This window comes from Mycobacterium sp., assembly GCF_025965855.1.
In the GTDB taxonomy this organism is placed as follows: Bacteria; Actinomycetota; Actinomycetes; order Mycobacteriales; family Mycobacteriaceae; genus Mycobacterium.
Window position 1 is genome coordinate 16,472 of record NZ_JAOPWB010000116.1, and the last position, 16,450, is coordinate 32,921.

Below are 16,450 nucleotides of genomic sequence, written 5' to 3' on the forward strand. Positions count from 1 at the left end.
TCAGCCGACCTCCACGATCAGCTCCACTTCCACCGGCGCGTCCAGTGGCAGCTCGGATACGCCGACCGCCGAACGCGCGTGGGTGCCTGCGTCGCCGAACACCTCGGCGAGTAGGTCGGAGGCCCCGTTGATGACGCTTGGCTGGCCATTGAACCCCGGAGCGGATGCCACGAAGCCGACGACCTTGACCACCCGGGCGACGGCGTCGATGCCCACCAGCGAATGCACCGCCGCCAGCGCGTTGAGCGCGCAGATCCTCGCCATCACCTTGCCGTCCTCGGGGCTGACCTCGGCGCCGACCTTGCCGGTCCGCCGGAGCTGTCCGGCCTCCATCGGCAGCTGGCCCGAGGTGTAGACCAGGCTGCCGGTCCGCACCGCGGGGACGTAAGAGGCCAGCGGCGCAACCACCTCCGGAAGCGTGACGCCGAGCTGCCCGAGCCGGGCGGAAGCGCTCATTTCTACTTGGGGCGCTTCAAATACGCGACGTGCTGCTCCCCGGTGGGCCCGGGCAGTACGGAAACCAGCTCCCAGCCGTCGGCACCCCACTGGTCGAGGATCTGTTTGGTGGCGTGCGTCAGCAGCGGGACCGTGACGTATTCCCATGCGGTGGGTTGGCTCATGACGCGAGCTTATCGGTCGGCTTTCAACGGCTCTGGCCAGCCCAAGGGCCGTGCGGGCCGCGGGCTAGCATGCGAAGGTGGCATCAACTTCCAGCGGCAGTAGTTCCGTCGGTTGGCCCGCGCGCTTGTCAAAGGCCCGCTTGCATTTCGTGACCGGCAAAGGTGGGACGGGTAAGTCGACGGTCGCGGCCGCGCTGGCACTGACGCTGGCGGCGGGCGGCCGCAAGGTCCTCCTCATCGAAGTCGAAGGCCGCCAAGGGATTGCGCAACTTTTCGACGTCCCGCCGCTGCCCTATCAGGAGCTCAAGATCGCCACCGCCGAGCGCGGCGGGCAGGTCAACGCACTGGCGATCGACATTGAGGCCGCCTTCCTGGAATACCTGGACATGTTCTATAACCTCGGCATCGCGGGCCGGGCGATGCGCCGCATCGGTGCCATCGAGTTCGCGACGACCATCGCGCCCGGCCTGCGCGACGTGCTGCTCACCGGCAAGATCAAGGAGTCGGTGGTCCGCCAGAACAAGGGGGCCAAGGACCCGGTCTACGACGCGGTGGTCGTCGACGCGCCACCGACGGGTCGCATCGCGCGCTTCCTCGACGTCACCAAAGCGGTGTCCGACCTGGCCAAGGGCGGGCCGGTCCACTCGCAATCCGAGGGTGTGGTGAAGTTGCTGCACTCCGATCAGACCGCCATCCATTTGGTCACGCTGCTGGAGGCGCTGCCGGTGCAGGAAACACTGGAGGCCATCGAGGAGCTCGCGGAGATGGAACTGCCGATCGGCAGCGTGATCGTGAACCGCAACATCCCGTCGCTCCTGGAGCCGCGCGATCTGGCGAAGGCCGCCGAAGGGGATGTCGACGCGGACTCGGTGCGGGCCGGCTTGGAGATGGCCGGAATTCAGCTCAGCGACACCGACTTCGCGGGCCTGCTGACCGAAACCATTCAGCATGCGACCCGGATCACCGCCCGCGCCGAGACGGCGCAGCAGCTCGACGCGTTGAAGGTCCCGCGGCTGGAACTACCGGCGATTTCCGACGGTGTCGACCTCGGCAGTCTGTATGAGCTTTCGGAAACACTTGCGCAGCAGGGGGTTCGATGAGCGTCACGCCGAACACCCTTGATCTGGCCGCAATCCTGGCCGACAGATCCAACCGGGTGGTCGTGTGCTGCGGTGCCGGCGGGGTGGGCAAAACGACCACCGCGGCCGCGATGGCGATGCGTGCCGCCGAATACGGCCGCACCGTATGCGTTTTGACGATCGACCCGGCCAAGCGCCTGGCGCAGGCGCTTGGGGTCAACGACCTCGGCAACACGCCGCAGCGGGTGCCGTTGGCGCCCGAAGTCTCTGGCGAGCTGCACGCGATGATGCTCGATATGCGCCGGACGTTCGACGAAATGGTGGTCCAATACTCCGGACCCGGTCGGGCGCAGGCCATTTTGGACAACCAGTTCTATCAGACCGTCGCGACCTCGCTGGCCGGCACGCAAGAGTACATGGCGATGGAGAAGCTGGGTCAATTGCTCGCCCAGGACCGCTGGGACCTGGTGGTGGTGGACACTCCCCCGTCGCGCAACGCGCTGGACTTCCTGGATGCGCCGAAGCGACTGGGCAGCTTTATGGATAGCCGATTGTGGCGGCTGCTGCTCGCGCCCGGCCGGGGCATTGGCCGATTGGTCACCGGCGCAATGAGTTTGGCGATGAAGGCGCTGTCGACGGTGCTCGGTTCCCAGATGCTGGGCGACGCGGCGGCGTTCGTGCAGTCGCTGGACGCCACGTTCGGCGGTTTCCGCGAGAAGGCCGACCGCACCTACGCGCTGTTGAAGAGGCGCGGCACACAGTTCGTCGTGGTGTCGGCCGCCGAACCCGACGCGTTGCGCGAGGCGGCCTTCTTCGTCGACCGGCTGTCGCAGGAAGGGATGCCGCTCGCGGGGCTCCTGTTGAACCGCACTCACCCGACGCTGTGCTCCCTGCCGGTCGAGCGGGCGGTCGACGGCAGCAAGACGCTGGAGGCCTCCGATTCCGAGGCCGCGGCGCTGGCTGCCGCCGTGCTGAGAATCCATGCAGACCGGGCGCAAACCGCCAAGCGGGAAGTCAGACTGCTCTCCCGCTTCACCGGAGCCCACCCGCACGTGCCGGTCATCGGGGTTCCGTCGCTGCCGTTCGATGTTTCGGACCTGGATGCGCTTTGCGCGCTCGCCGATCAGATCACCGCCGTCGGCGACGAGGCGGCCCGCGCCGCGGGGCGCTGAGAAGCCGGCGAATCCGAATCCCGTCGGCGACGACGCGGCCCGCGCCGCGGGCCGCTGAGAAGCCGGCGGACGCCTCGCCGCCGAGCGACTCATAGTATTGAGCACACGCCAGTTAGGGCCGCCCAGAAGCTATTTGACGCGAGCCACTTCTGTCGGGCAGCGGCCGATTCGTTGCTGCCGAATTCCTATTGGGCACAAGCCAGCTCGTATTCGACATGAGTCAGTTACCTATCGAACACAGTATAATTAGACTGGGCCGTTAGGGGCGTAACGGAAACGTAATCATGAAAACGGATATTTTCAAGACCGTCAGAATGCTTGCCCGGCCGTAGCCGAACGGGTGCCTAATACCCCGGAGTCACCCGACGCTGCGGCCGCGGCGCTTTTCGAAATAGTCCGACCAGGAGACGACCTCGGGATGCTGCCTGAGCAGGGCCCTGCGCTGGCGCTCGGTCATGCCGCCCCACACCCCGAACTCGACCTTGTTGTCCAACGCGTCCGTCCCGCACTCCTGCATCACCGGGCAGTGACGGCAGATCACCGCCGCCTTACGTTGGGCGGCCCCCCGAACGAACAGTTCATCGGGGTCAGTGGTCCGACACAGTGCTTTCGAGACCCACGTGATCCGTTCTTCGGCGTCAACGCTGTGCAGTACCCCTTGTGCAGCCGCAATGTTTGTTCTACGCGCGGCCGGCCGTGAACCTGACACGAGCTGTTCCCTTCCTTCCGGCCGCTCGTCGCGACCGCCCTCCTCGGGTGCAGACCCCTGCTGCGATCTACGCCACACCATGCACATCGGTGTTATCTGAATCTCACCGTCTGTCTAAGTTAGGTGGTCAGGTAGCAATTGCGCAACAGTCTCATAACGCTTTTTTTGGGACGAGCGTGCAGTCTTGTCGAAAAGGATAAGCCCAACCGGCGCACCGCGCACTTCAACTTGATGGCTGACCAGTGACGGAGGCGATAATTTTCTGCCAACGTCGATCGTAAGTTCGCTGGTCACGGTATGGGAGCGGCTTGCTCAATCTCATGGCGTAGCGGGTGACCCGGGGGCGGCTACCCTAGTACGCATGTCAGACCGCCCCCCGGCCGTTCTCACGGTTCTCAAGCTCATGGGGTGCTGTATCTTGGCCAGCGTCGTCGCCACAGCCCTGATGTTTCCGCTCGCGGGCGGCATCGGGCTGGTGTCCAATCGGGCCTCTGAGGTCGTCGCCAACGGGTCCGCCCAGCTGACGCAGGGCGAGGTGCCGGCGGTCTCGACGATGGTCGACAAGAAGGGCAACGTCATCGCGTGGCTGTACTCGCAGCGCCGCTTCGAGGTGCCCACCGACAAGATCGCCAACACCATGAAGCTGGCGATCGTCTCGATTGAGGACAAGCGCTTCGCCGACCACAACGGAGTGGACTGGAAGGGCACCCTGACCGGGCTGGCCGGCTACGCGTCCGGCGACGTCGACACGCGCGGCGGCTCGACCATCGAACAGCAGTACATCAAGAACTATCAGCTGCTGGTGACCGCGAAGACCGATGCCGAGAAACGCGCGGCCGTGGAAACCACCCCGGCGCGCAAGCTTCGTGAGATCCGGATGGCGCTCACGCTGGACAAAACCTTCACCAAGCCCGAGATCTTGACCCGCTACCTGAACCTGGTCTCGTTCGGTAACAACTCGTTCGGGGTGCAGGACGCGGCGCAGACCTACTTCGGCATCAACGCGTCCGACCTGAACTGGCAGCAGGCGGCGCTGCTGGCGGGCATGGTGCAGTCGACCAGCGCCCTCAACCCGTACACCAACCCCGACGGCGCCCTGGCCCGGCGGAACTTGGTCCTCGACACCATGATCGAGAACCTGCCCCAGGAGGCCGAAGCCTTGCGCGCCGCCAAGGCCACGCCGCTGGGCGTACTGCCCCAGCCCAACGAGCTGCCCCGCGGCTGCATCGCGGCCGGCGACCGCGCCTTCTTCTGCGACTACGTGCAGGAGTACCTGTCGCGCGCGGGAATCAGTAAGGAACAGGTGGCCCAGGGCGGCTACCTGATCCGCACCACGCTGGACCCCGACGTGCAGATCCCGGTCAAGGCCGCCATCGACAAGTTCGCCAGCCCGACCCTGCCGGGCATTTCGAGCGTGATGAGCGTGATCGAGCCGGGCAAGACCTCCCACCATGTGATGGCGATGGCCAGCAACCGCACCTACGGCCTGAACCTCGACGCCGGCGAAACGATGCGACCGCAACCGTTCTCCCTGGTCGGCGACGGCGCGGGGTCCGTCTTCAAGATCTTCACCACGGCCGCCGCGCTAGACATGGGCATGGGCACCAACGCCACACTCGACGCGCCGCCCAGGTTCCAGGCCAAGGGCATGGGAAGCGGCGGGGCCAAGGGCTGCCCGAAGGACACCTGGTGCGTCGTCAACGCGGGTAACTACCGGGGCTCGATGAACGTGACCGACGCGCTGGCCACCTCGCCCAACACCGCGTTCGCCAAGCTGATCCAGCAGGTCGGTGTCACCCGCACCGTGGATATGGCGATCAAACTCGGGCTGCGGTCCTACGCCGATCCCGGCACCGCGCGCGACTATAACCGCGACAGCAACGAGAGCCTGGCCGACTTCGTCAAACGCCAGAACATCGGTTCGTTCACCCTCGGCCCGATCGAGGTGAACGCGCTGGAGTTGTCCAATGTCGCGGCCACCCTGGCCTCCGGCGGTGTGTGGTGTCCGCCGAACCCGATCGACAAGCTGATCGACCGCAACGGCAATGAGGTCTCCGTGACCACCGAGACCTGCGATCAGGTGGTCCCCGAGGGTTTGGCCAACACCATGGCCAACGCGATGAGCAAGGACGCGCTCGGCAGCGGCACGGCGGCCGGTTCGGCCGGCGCGGCCGGTTGGGACCTGCCGGTGTCGGGTAAGACCGGCACCACCGAAGCCCACCGCTCGTCCGGCTTCGTAGGTTTCACGAGCCACTACGCGGCCGCCAACTACATCTACGACGACTCGCCCAATCCGACCGATTTGTGCTCCGCCCCGCTGCGCCACTGCGGCGAGGGAGACCTGTACGGCGGTAACGAGCCGGCGCGCACCTGGTTCACCGCGATGAAACCGATCGCCACCAGCTTCGGACCGGTGCAACTGCCGCCGACCGACCCTCGCTACGTCGAAGGCTCCCCCGGTTCCCGGGTGCCGGCCGTCACCGGACTGGACGTCGACGCGGCCCGCCAGCGCATCAAAGAGGCGGGATTCCCGGTCGCCGACCAAACCAACTCCGTCAACAGCAGCGCAAAGCTGGGCGAGGTGGTCGGAACATCGCCCGCCGGCCAGACGATTCCGGGGTCGATCATCACGATCCAGGTCAGCAACGGCATCCCGCCGGCGCCGCCTCCGCCGCCCGACGGTGGACCACCAGTAGTTGGATCGCAGGTGGTCGAGATTCCCGGTCTGCCGCCGATCACGATTCCGCTCCTGGCGCCACCGCCACCGCCCGGAGCGCCGCCTCCATAGGCGGCGCGGCACACCGGATCTCTTCCGGATCTCTTTCCGGCACTGTGGCGCAAGCTATACGCGGCGAGACCGCAACCGGCAGTAGGCTGCCTGCATGGCTGATGTTTTGCCCGTGCTGATGCGCACCGGCGCCGTCGCGCTCGGCTCGACCCTGGCCGGCATCGGTTATGCCTCGCTCGTCGAGCGCAATGCGTTCGTCCTGCGCGAGATAACCATGCCCGTCCTGACACCGGGCTCCACGCCGCTGCGGGTGCTGCATATCAGCGATCTCCACATGCTGCCGACGCAGCGCCGCAAACAGGCCTGGCTGCGCGAGCTGGCCGCCTGGGAGCCGGACCTGGTCGTCAACACCGGCGACAACCTGGCGCACCCCAAGGCGGTGCCCGCGGTGGTGCAGACGCTGGGCGACCTGCTGTCGCGACCGGGTGTCTTCGTCTTCGGCAGCAACGACTACTTCGGGCCGCGGGTGAAGAACCCGCTGAACTACCTGACCAACCCGTCGCACCGGGTGCGCGGCGAGCCGCTGCCCTGGCAGGACCTGCGAGCTGCGTTCACCGAGCGCGGCTGGCTCGACCTCACCCACACCCGCCGCGAGTTCGAGGTGGCCGGCCTGCACATCGCCGCCGCGGGCGTGGACGACCCGCACATCGACCGGGACCGTTACGACGCGATCGCGGGCCCGGCCGGCCCGGCCGCGAACCTGAAGCTCGGTTTGACGCACTCCCCGGAGCCGCGCGTCCTGGATCGCTTCGCCGCCGACGGCTACCAGCTGGTGATGGCCGGGCACACCCACGGCGGGCAGCTGTGTCTGCCGTTCTACGGCGCCCTGGTCACCAACTGCGGCCTGGACCGCTCCCGGGCCAAGGGGCCGTCGCGTTGGGGAGCGAACACACAGTTGCATGTCTCCGCCGGAATAGGCACCTCACCCTTCGCGCCCGTGCGATTCTGCTGCCGGCCCGAGGCGACCCTGCTGACGCTGATCGCCGCCCCGATGGGCGACCGCGATTCCACCCACGACCTGAGCCGTTCGCAGCCAACCGCTTCGGTGCGGTGAGCGACCGGACCCGGATCGCGGTCCGCACCCTGTCGCGCAGCTGGACGGACAATGCGATCCGGCTGATCCAGGCCGACGCCCGGCGCAGCGCCGACACCCACCTGCTGCGGTACCCCCTGCCGTCGGCCTGGGGTGGGGACGGCCCAGGTGCCCAAGTCGCGCTGTACCTCAAGGACGAGAGCACGCATATCACCGGCAGCCTCAAGCACCGGCTCGCGCGCTCGTTGTTCCTGTACGCGCTGTGCAACGGGTGGATCGGCGAAGGCACCACGGTCGTCGAGGCATCGTCGGGTTCGACGGCGGTGTCGGAGGCCTACTTCGCGGAGCTGCTGGGGCTGCCGTTCGTCGCCGTGATGCCGGCGTCGACCAGCGCCGCCAAGGTCGCGCTGATCGAATCACAAGGCGGCCGTTGCCATTTCGTGACGGACTCGAGCCAGGTGTACGCCGAGGCCGAGCGCGTCGCCCAGGAGACCGGCGGGCATTACCTGGACCAGTTCACCAACGCCGAACGCGCCACCGACTGGCGCGGCAACAACAACATCGCCGAGTCGATCTACGAGCAGCTGCGCGACGAGAAGTTCCCCATCCCGGAGTGGATCGTGGTCGGCGCGGGCACCGGCGGGACCAGCGCGACGATCGGCCGTTACATCCGCTACCGACGGCACGCGACCCGGTTGTGCGTCGTCGACACGGAGAACTCCGCGTTCTTTCCCGCCTTCGCCGAGGACCGCTACGACGTCGTGATGTCCACCTCCTCACGGATCGAGGGCATCGGCCGGCCGCGGGTCGAGCCGTCGTTTCTGCCCGGCGTCGTCGACCGCATGGTCGCCGTCCCCGACGCCGCGTCGATCGCCGCCGCGCGCCACGTCAGCGCCGTCCTGGGACGCCGGGTGGGGCCGTCGACCGGCACCAACCTGTGGGGCGCGTTCGGCCTGCTCGCCGAGATAATTTCCGACGGCCGCGGCGGGTCGGTGGTCACCCTGCTCGCCGACAGCGGCGACCGCTACGCCGACACGTATTTCAGCGACGAGTGGGTCAGCGCGCAGGGGCTCGATCCGGCGGGTGCCGCCGAGTCCCTGGTCGAATTCGAACGCAGCTGCACGTGGTCCGGCCAATAGCCAGCGGTTTGGCGAGTCGACGGGCCGGTGCGATACGCTGTCGTGGCTTCAAGCGGGGTGTGGCGCAGCTTGGTAGCGCGCTTCGTTCGGGACGAAGAGGCCGTGGGTTCGAATCCCGCCACCCCGACTCAAAGAGCCTGGTAACAGGCTTACAGAAGGTGCTAGGCAGTTTGCTGCAGCGTACCGGGTACGTTTTCTCCGTCAGTTTCACTGTCGCTGTTGGCAGTTGATGGCTGCAGCGCCGCCGTGCGGTGCTGGTCCAGCACATCAGCCAACGCATCTAGGTCTGAGTCGAATAGGTCAGCGTACGTTCGCAACGTGAGACTTGGGTCTTCGTGGCCAAGCATCCTTGCAATCGCAAGGACATTGCCGCCCGCCGACACCGCCAAGCTCGCGGCCGTGTGTCTCAGGTCGTTCGGTGTCACCTTCGGGAAGTCTTTTAGAGAGTCCCGGGCCACGTTGAACACACGGGGTCGCCAGTGAGACACCCGGAGCGGGCCACCGCTTGACGCCGAGAAAACCAAGTCCTCGCGTCGCTTGCCAAGCATGCGCTGGCTCAACTCGTCCGCTAGAAACGCCGGGAAGGGGACCGAGCGGCGCTCGTGGTCTTTGGGTGACTTCCAGTCCAGGCGGCCATCAGCCTCGGCCACCGCTGACTTGATTTGAAGACGACGGCGAAGCATGTCAACAGACTCAACCGTGAGAGCCGCAAGTTCTCCCCAACGCAGGCCGGTGTAGGCCAGCAGGCGTACCACCAAGCCGTCGACTTCACCGGCGGCCATAGCTAGCTGCTCGACCTGGCGGTGAGTGAGGTACGGCCTTGCCCTGTGCTGCCGTCTGGGAGCGTTGATGCCGTCGCACGGGTTGCGGACTAACCGCCCGTCGTCCACTGCGTCCTTGAGAACCATCCGGAGAATGCCAAGGGCGTTCTCGATAGTCGGCACCCCAGTTCCCGCGTCGACCAGGTCGGCTACCCCCCACGCCTTGACATCCGGCGGGGCCACCTTCGTCACCTGCAGCTCACCCCACTTGTCGGAAACGTGCGCCCGCCACGTGTGTTGCCTTGTAGCTCTTGTGGTCTCGGCGATGTCCGCCTTTCGGACCCATTGCGAAAACTGCTGCGCCACAGTCCAGATACCCGTCACGGGGGGCGCAATGTCTGCTCCGCTACGGGTAATCTGGTCGAGCCACCCCTTGGCGTCGGCCTTGTACTTGAACCGCCGGGTGCGCTCTTTGCCGTTGCTGTCGACGTAGCATGCTCGCCACTGATTCCCCTTGCCATGCAGCTCGGTCCGCTTACCGGAGCGGCTGACCCACAGGTTCTCAACCCCTTGGCGCTGTCCTCGTTGTTGACCCATGGCTCGGATCATAAGGTGCGCGTGCGGACGTGGAACGGGAATTTTGGCATGTGCCGAAGGCCGGAGATTATTCTGAAGTGCGTGAAACGGGACGTGATTCACTTTGGGTGCAGGAGTTGAAAGCAGCTGACTCCCAACAGCTGTAGCGATATACGGAGGAACATGTCCCGCACAACAAGACCAGACGACGAACTTCTCAGCATCAAGGACGCCACCAAGCTCACTGGGCATAGCGTCGCCACCTACCGCTGGTACCGAGCCAACGGCATCGGACCAAAAAGCTGGAAATGCGGACGCTACGTCCGGTACTGGCGTTCAGACGTTCTTGCATGGATGGCCGTACAGGAGACGGCAACTGCCAAAGGCGGTGTGCTGTGCACGAACTCGCACACATCCCGGCACCATCCGAAGCGACATGGGTGGATGAGTGGAACTTCTTCCAAGGAAGCTGCTCTATTGAGTGGCACCAGCATGGGCGAGCGGTCATCCGACGCCACAGGCGGCTTGCTAAGAGTCATCGGGGACAGCGGTGTACTCGTACTCAAGGACTTCACCTCGATCCTCTCCCTGCCGCCTAGCGCACCCCCCTCGGTTCTCGCCGCGCTGCGGGAGATCTACGACGGCCATTGGACGCGCACACTGGGCGCTGACGGGGGTCGCAGTCTCGAGTGGTACGGAAGAATCGCGCTGATTGGCGCAGTGACAACGGCATGGGACAGCGCACATACCGCCGTCTCAGCGATGGGTGATCGCTTCGTTCTACTCCGGCTCGATTCGTCGCACAACAGAATCGCAGGAGGGCGGCAAGCTGTTGCAAACACGGGCAGCGAGATCGAGATGAGACGAGAGCTAGGCGCAGCCGTCAAGGTTGTCCTAGATGGCGTCGACACGAAGGCGATCTGCCTAGATCACCACGAGGGTGAGGCCCTGCTAGCTGCCGCCGATCTGGTCACACTCGTCCGTACTGCTGTCGAACGTGACCGGCAAGGCAACGTTACGTATGCCCACGTGCTGAGATGCCGACACGATTCGTCAAGCAACTCACACAGATCGTGCGCGGTGCTGTAGCAATCGGGATGGACCGGGCCGACGCAATGCGTCTCGCGATCCGCTGCGCCCGTGACTCGATGCCACCACTACGGCTAGAGATCCTAAAGGACTTGACGGCCCATCCGGATTCGACGCCGGGCGACGTGCGCAAGCGGCTCGACAAGCCGGACAACACGATTGACCGCGAGCTGCAAGCGTTGCACATCCTGAAGTTGGTCACTCTCAGCGAGAAGCCCTACAGCAACAGAAGCGGAGACGAGCGTACCCGCTGGCACTACTCACTTAGAGACGGAACTAAAGCCACGACAGTGTTTCCAGAAATGTATCTACCCCCCTCCCCCAAGAGGGGGCGCGGGGGTCTACATATATCTCTGGAAAGGGTGCCGCGTCGAGTGTGGCCCGATGAAGATCGGCGGCCCGATGAATCAGCTACGCCCACTACACCACTCAACACAGACAGTCGACACGCTTCGCTGCGGTGTCGCGGCGTGCGTCCCGCCGGGACGTAAACCAGAGTCCCCAACTAGGAGAAAGAAGTAGCTCATGACCACCAACACCAACACCGACTCGGCTACTCTCAACGAGCTGCTCGACGATCTCCTCTGGCTGTACTCCCGAAACCAGACCCATGCCGGCGGTCTGGAAACCGCTGTGCACGCAATGATCGCCGAGTACACCGCCAACCCTGATCACTACAGCGATGGTCGCCTATCGGTGCGGAGTACATCCCGGATTACGCGCCGAACGTCATCGTTTGGGGGCCGTTTCCTCCGCCGCATCGCCGCACCGCCGAGACGGATACATCGTCGAGGACAACAACGTTCGACAGGGACATCATGGTCGACGTTCTCGGCTTGTGCACAGCGTTGCACAAGGAAGCCACGGGCCGGTAGCCGTACCAGGGACGACGGCGCCAACTAAGCATCGATTCCCGGCGCTGTGCTGGCCGCCTGACAGACGAAACCCCCGACTCCGTATGGGGTTTGGCCATACTTCATGTCTGGATCTGTGGGAACCATGGCAGATTCGGTGCCCATTTCCTGCGAGCAGGTAGTGGAGGATTGCGGCTGGCCCCAATGCCTGCGCGTGGCGGGCAAGCCATCCTGGCGGTATTCCGGTGGTCCGCGAGCTGGCGTTTGCTCACACAATCACCCCAACCTTGGGCCACCGGAACAACCCTCTGGTGGCCCGTTTTCTGACGCCATCCTCGTCGCGACGGGCCACCGGAGAACCCAAGGAGAAGCATGCTCGACAAAATTATCGACCGGTGGTCCAGGTGGCGATACTTCCGGTGGGAAGTCCGCATCGCGGACGAGTGGGAGCGTCGCTTAGCGGCGCAAAAGCTGCGCGACGACACCCGATGCTGATACTAAGCGCCACCGTGATTTTCGGTCTGGCGGTCGCTCGCTACAAGCTGAAGGGCTTGCACAACGACGAGGGGCTGCGGGATAAGCCGGTAGCGGACGACCAGCCTGGCGATGATTAGCGTTAGGAGCTAAGTTGGAAGATCTTCAGGCGCTCCTGGCGCAGCTACGGCAGGCCCGAGAGTGTGGTGACTGGCTCTCGGCGGCTCTCATCGAACACGAATTGAACTGTCTGCTGGACTCAGGTAGCGACTAGCCGCGCTCCGTAAACCGTTGTGCAGTTGTGCCATCCCGCCGCCGTGGCACAACTGGTACAACTGGGGCTTGAAATTGCAAATGTAAGTCTCGACCGGATTTCCGCCGGGGAGAGAGGCGCTGATTTGCCTGGGGTGTCCGGCGCGTTCGGCGCGGAGGGTCCCCCCACCCAACCACGGCAGCGCGTTGACCTGCGGCGATGGCATCAACCTGGTAACAACCAGCCTGCGATAGCTGACCGGTCACTGTCGGAGAACGGCGACCGTCCGCCCTGGCTCGCGAGGCTTCTCTTGACGGACTACGCGTCGGCGCAGGTGAGCCACGTTCGCTAGACGGGGTCTACTGTGGCCCGTCGCCCCTGCGCTGTGCCAGTGCTGGCGCGTGGCACAACTGGCACAGCGGCACGCGCCGAGACTCGTTGCGGCCGAGGGCATATCGCGTCTCAGCGGTTCCGTGTCGTGTTGAGCATCATTGGGCACCACTGGAGCGGGCTTAGTGGCTCAGCGTGGCTCCCGGCGGCCCGCAATGGCCGACCGCCGTCATGGCATCGCCTCGGCCCAGGCGATATGCCCTTCGTAGCCAAGTGTTCTCGCCATGCCGCGGTAGCGATCCCGGTATTCGCGATAGCGGGCACCGTCACCGTGAGCCCGCGCCAGTAGAGCACGGAGTCGCAGCAGCCAGATGTCACGCATCACTAGACCCTCTTCGGCAGGCGCGGCCAGGAATCGCTCGACCGCGGCTTCCGCTTCAGCCACGTCACTCTCGGCCCCGCGTTCGAGCAGTGTCTCCACCAGAACACCCGTCGCAGGAACGCCCCAGACCAGCAGCCGTCCCTCGCGGAACAGATCGTCGACCGCAGCGCGCATGAGCGGTATGGCGTCATCGCGATCTCCACGCCGAGCCCGCTCACGCGCCACGTACACCTCGACGAGCGGCAAATCGCACAGCAGGTATCCGCGGCGCAGGAACACGTCGCCGACCTCGGCCAGGAGCGTCTGTCCGCGGTCACGCTCCGCATCCGTGTGGCGGTGCACCAACGCAACGCCCAGCGCCATCCGAGCCAAGGCCACCGCGACGTCATCACTGGATCGTTCCGCGATCTGTAACGCATCCTCGATCTCGCGCACCGCGGAATCGTCAGGACTCAGAACGCCAGAGGATACCCCTACGAAGTAGACGTAGCCGACGACCCCAGCGTAGGTCAGGGGGTCGGCGCTGCACGCCATCGCCAGGCCGTGCCGCTGGTCGTCGCGCCATCCCGGACGACCCAGGCAATAACCGGCAACAGCCCGCTGCATAAGGGCGACCGCTAACGGAGACCCGAAAATGAAGTTGCCCTTTGAGGGGTCACCGTCGGCCAGGTCGATGACCGCCTGTGACCAGCGCAGCACGTCGCACCATTCGGCGCTCTCAGCCTTGGCGTAGATCGGCGCGAAGGAGAGCCCCACCGTCAAGGTCGGATCGCCGACCGAGTCGATGAGGGCCATGGCCTCGGATGCCAGCTGCGACGCGTCGCGCATCCGAGCCTGATACAGGTGATCCATCACCAGCCCCGCCATGGCGATGGCCAGTGACGCCTTGTCCCCGGCGGCGGTGCACAACTTCCGCAATTCATCGAACTGGGCACCGGCAACGTTCATATGGACTCGCCAGGCGTTCGCGCACAACATGGTGCGCGGGGCGATGCGCATCGCTGTTCGGTTCGAGTCATCGGCGGGTACTGCGTCGGCGATCCGTATGGCACGCTCCCAGCTCAGTCGCGCCGCGGCGATGTCACGGTTGGTCGCCCAGGTTGCGGCCCGCATCTGCCAGCCGTAGGCGGCGCGCAGGTCACCGGCGGCCTCCAGATGCTCGGCGATCAAGGCGGCGTTCTCATCAGCCGCTGCCTGGTCTCGTGATTCGATGGCGGTCGCGACGCGCCGATGCAGCTCGGCGCGATCCGACTTGAGCTGGGATTCGTAGGCCACCGTGCGGATCAGCGGGTGGTGAAACACGTACTCCGGTTGCCGGGTGAAGCGGACCTGATCGATGAGCTGAGCGGCCAGCAGATCATCAACGACAGCTTCAACCCCCAGCGCGGTCAACAGGTCGAGGGTGAATCGCGCGCCGAGCACCGCCGCTGCGCTCAGCGTGCGCTTGGCTTTTGCGTCGAGTCGGTCGATGCGCGCAGCGATAGTCGCCTGCAAGGTGGCAGGCACGCTCACCTCGCCAACCTCCGCCGCCGACACGTAGCCGCCGCGCTCCCCGCGCAGCACACCGCGCCCAGCCAGTTCGCGCACCATCTCCTCGGCGAAGAACGGATTACCAGCCGCCCTCTCGGCGATCTTCTGGCCCAGCACACCAACCGAGGGGTCCGGACCGAGCAGCCCCGCGACCAGTGCCGCGGTTTCTGAATCGCTCAGGGGGGCAAGGGCAACGGTGTGGGCATCTACCACTCGGGTCAGCGCGCCCTGATATTCGGGTCGGTAGGTGACCAACACCAGCGAGGGCGTCTGCGGGATCACCGTGAGGAACCCCGCCAGCATCGACTCGCTGACCTCGTCAATCCAGTGCGCGTCCTCGATAACAAAGACCGCCGGTTCGGTGCGGGCCAGCGACGCGGCATTGACCAGCGCCGTCAACCGCCGCCGCCGCGCATCCGGGTCGACCTTCGGCAGCTCCACCTCGGGATCGGCGATGCCCAGCAGGTCATGGAGCAGCAGCAAGTCCTCGGGGTCTGCGTCAGCGATCCGGTCGCGCAATCCATCGCGGGCGACCCGCGTTTCGAGACCCTCAACTCCGAACGCCACCCGCAAGAGCCGAGCGATGGCGTGGAAGGGAATCCGGTTGGTGTGCGACTCGCAGAAGGTAGTGAACACCTCGACACCACGCGCAGATGCCATCGACGAAAGCTCGCGCACCAGACGGCTTTTCCCGATACCAGGCGGCCCGACGACGCCCACCACCGCGCCGTGGCCATCGATTGCGCGCTCCAGCAAGCCGTCAACGGCGGACATCTCCCACCGTCGACCCACCAGAGTCGACTCAGCACGCCTCGCGCGCCGGTGCTGTTCGTCCATGCCCAACAGCCGACGGGCGGGCACCGGCGCGTCGGCACCCTTGATCTCAACCAGCTCCGATTCGCCGAGACTCGCGGTGCCCTCAACAAGTCGCGCTGTCGACGCGCTGAGCATCACCCCACCAGCTGGAGCCACCGACTCCATCCGCTGCGCCATGCCGACCTGCTCACCAATCGCGGTGTAACCGAAAGACCCCGAACCGATTTCACCGGCGATGACCTGACCGGAGTTAACTCCCACCCGCAACTGGAGATCCACACCGTCGCGCTCTCGGACCTCGACGGCAAGCCGCTGCGCCTCCTCCTGAACGCCCAAGGCCGCCAGACATGCGCGAACGGCGTGGTCCTCCAACGCCACCGGCGCACCGAACACCGCCATGATCCCGTCGCCGGTGAACTTGTCAACCGTGCCGCCGTAACGCCCTACAACTGCGGCGCAGCGGTCGGCCAGGTCGGCCATGATCTCACGCAGCCGCTCCGTCCCGACGGTCGCGGCGATGTCCATCGAATGAACAACATCGGCGAACAGCACCGTCACTTGCTTGTACTCCGCCGATGTAGCGGCTGGCGTGATCGGCGCGCCGCACTTGTTGCAGAACCGTGAGTCCGGCGGCAGCTCCGTGCCACACGACCCGCACCGGAACCCGGTCGCGGTCATGCCGTCGCCGTCAATATGGCCCCAACGCCGTCATGAGCATCGCTCACGCCAACATCGTGTCACCTCTCGCCAGCCAACATGTGCCTTATCGCCGGTGCGATCCCTTGCGGGTAACGCGCTGCGCCGTGCCTCGGGGCGTTGGTGTCCGGGGGCCGGATTCCGCCGAT

11 protein-coding genes and 1 tRNA gene are annotated in these 16,450 nt (G+C 65.6%); 7 read left to right on the forward strand and 5 right to left on the reverse strand.

Annotation, left to right across the window (positions count from 1 at the left end; translation table 11 throughout):
• Positions 1 to 456, reverse strand: coding sequence for a RidA family protein (locus tag JWP83_RS08955; RefSeq protein ID WP_297728893.1), 456 nt, complete (start codon positions 454 to 456; stop codon positions 1 to 3).
• A 2-nt stretch (positions 457 to 458) separates the two neighbouring features.
• Positions 459 to 620, reverse strand: coding sequence for a DUF4177 domain-containing protein (locus JWP83_RS08960; RefSeq protein WP_007166633.1), 162 nt, complete (start codon positions 618 to 620; stop codon positions 459 to 461).
• A 77-nt stretch (positions 621 to 697) separates the two neighbouring features.
• Here JWP83_RS08960 and JWP83_RS08965 point away from each other — a divergent pair, with 77 nt between their 5' ends.
• Both JWP83_RS08965 and JWP83_RS08970 read left to right on the forward strand, forming a co-directional pair.
• The gene (locus tag JWP83_RS08965; RefSeq protein ID WP_297728899.1) at positions 698 to 1,720 is read left to right on the forward strand and encodes an ArsA family ATPase; all 1,023 of its coding nucleotides are present in this window, start codon (positions 698 to 700) and stop codon (positions 1,718 to 1,720) included.
• Positions 1,717 to 2,871 carry an ArsA family ATPase gene (locus tag JWP83_RS08970; protein ID WP_297728902.1) on the forward strand — a complete coding sequence of 385 codons (1,155 nt, stop codon included), beginning with the start codon at positions 1,717 to 1,719 and terminating at the stop codon, positions 2,869 to 2,871. The genes JWP83_RS08965 and JWP83_RS08970 overlap by 4 nt, the downstream gene beginning before the upstream one ends.
• Before the next feature lie 358 nt (positions 2,872 to 3,229).
• Here JWP83_RS08970 and JWP83_RS08975 read toward each other — a convergent pair whose 3' ends face one another.
• Positions 3,230 to 3,580, reverse strand: a complete 351-nt coding sequence (locus tag JWP83_RS08975; protein WP_297728905.1) for a WhiB family transcriptional regulator — start codon at positions 3,578 to 3,580, stop codon at positions 3,230 to 3,232.
• A 361-nt stretch (positions 3,581 to 3,941) separates the two neighbouring features.
• On the opposite strand from JWP83_RS08975, the gene ponA2 reads away from it, so the two are divergent.
• The 4 genes from ponA2 to JWP83_RS08995 all read left to right on the forward strand — a co-directional run bounded on the left by ponA2 (position 3,942) and on the right by JWP83_RS08995 (position 8,667).
• Positions 3,942 to 6,368 carry a transglycosylase/D,D-transpeptidase PonA2 gene (ponA2, locus tag JWP83_RS08980; RefSeq protein WP_297728908.1) on the forward strand — a complete coding sequence of 809 codons (2,427 nt, stop codon included), beginning with the start codon at positions 3,942 to 3,944 and terminating at the stop codon, positions 6,366 to 6,368.
• 94 nt (positions 6,369 to 6,462) lie between these two features.
• Positions 6,463 to 7,422, forward strand: coding sequence for a metallophosphoesterase (locus JWP83_RS08985; protein ID WP_297728911.1), 960 nt, complete (start codon positions 6,463 to 6,465; stop codon positions 7,420 to 7,422).
• Positions 7,419 to 8,540: a PLP-dependent cysteine synthase family protein gene (locus JWP83_RS08990; RefSeq protein ID WP_297728914.1), complete on the forward strand. Its 1,122-nt coding sequence runs from the start codon at positions 7,419 to 7,421 to the stop codon at positions 8,538 to 8,540. Before JWP83_RS08985 ends, JWP83_RS08990 begins: the two co-directional genes overlap by 4 nt.
• Positions 8,541 to 8,593: 53 nt before the next feature.
• Positions 8,594 to 8,667: transfer RNA gene (locus tag JWP83_RS08995), tRNA-Pro, on the forward strand.
• Between the two features lie 34 nt (positions 8,668 to 8,701).
• Here the strand turns inward: JWP83_RS08995 and JWP83_RS09000 are convergent.
• Entirely contained in the window at positions 8,702 to 9,898 is a 1,197-nt protein-coding gene (locus tag JWP83_RS09000) for a site-specific integrase (protein ID WP_297728918.1), read from the reverse strand.
• Positions 9,899 to 12,192: 2,294 nt separating this feature from the next.
• On the opposite strand from JWP83_RS09000, the gene JWP83_RS09005 reads away from it, so the two are divergent.
• A complete protein-coding gene (locus tag JWP83_RS09005) occupies positions 12,193 to 12,315 on the forward strand; it encodes a hypothetical protein (protein WP_297728920.1) in 123 nt (40 codons plus the stop codon).
• Positions 12,316 to 13,106: 791 nt separating this feature from the next.
• Here the strand turns inward: JWP83_RS09005 and JWP83_RS09010 are convergent.
• Positions 13,107 to 16,283, reverse strand: coding sequence for an adenylate/guanylate cyclase domain-containing protein (locus JWP83_RS09010; RefSeq protein WP_297728922.1), 3,177 nt, complete (start codon positions 16,281 to 16,283; stop codon positions 13,107 to 13,109).
• Between the last annotated feature and the right edge of the window lie 167 nt (positions 16,284 to 16,450).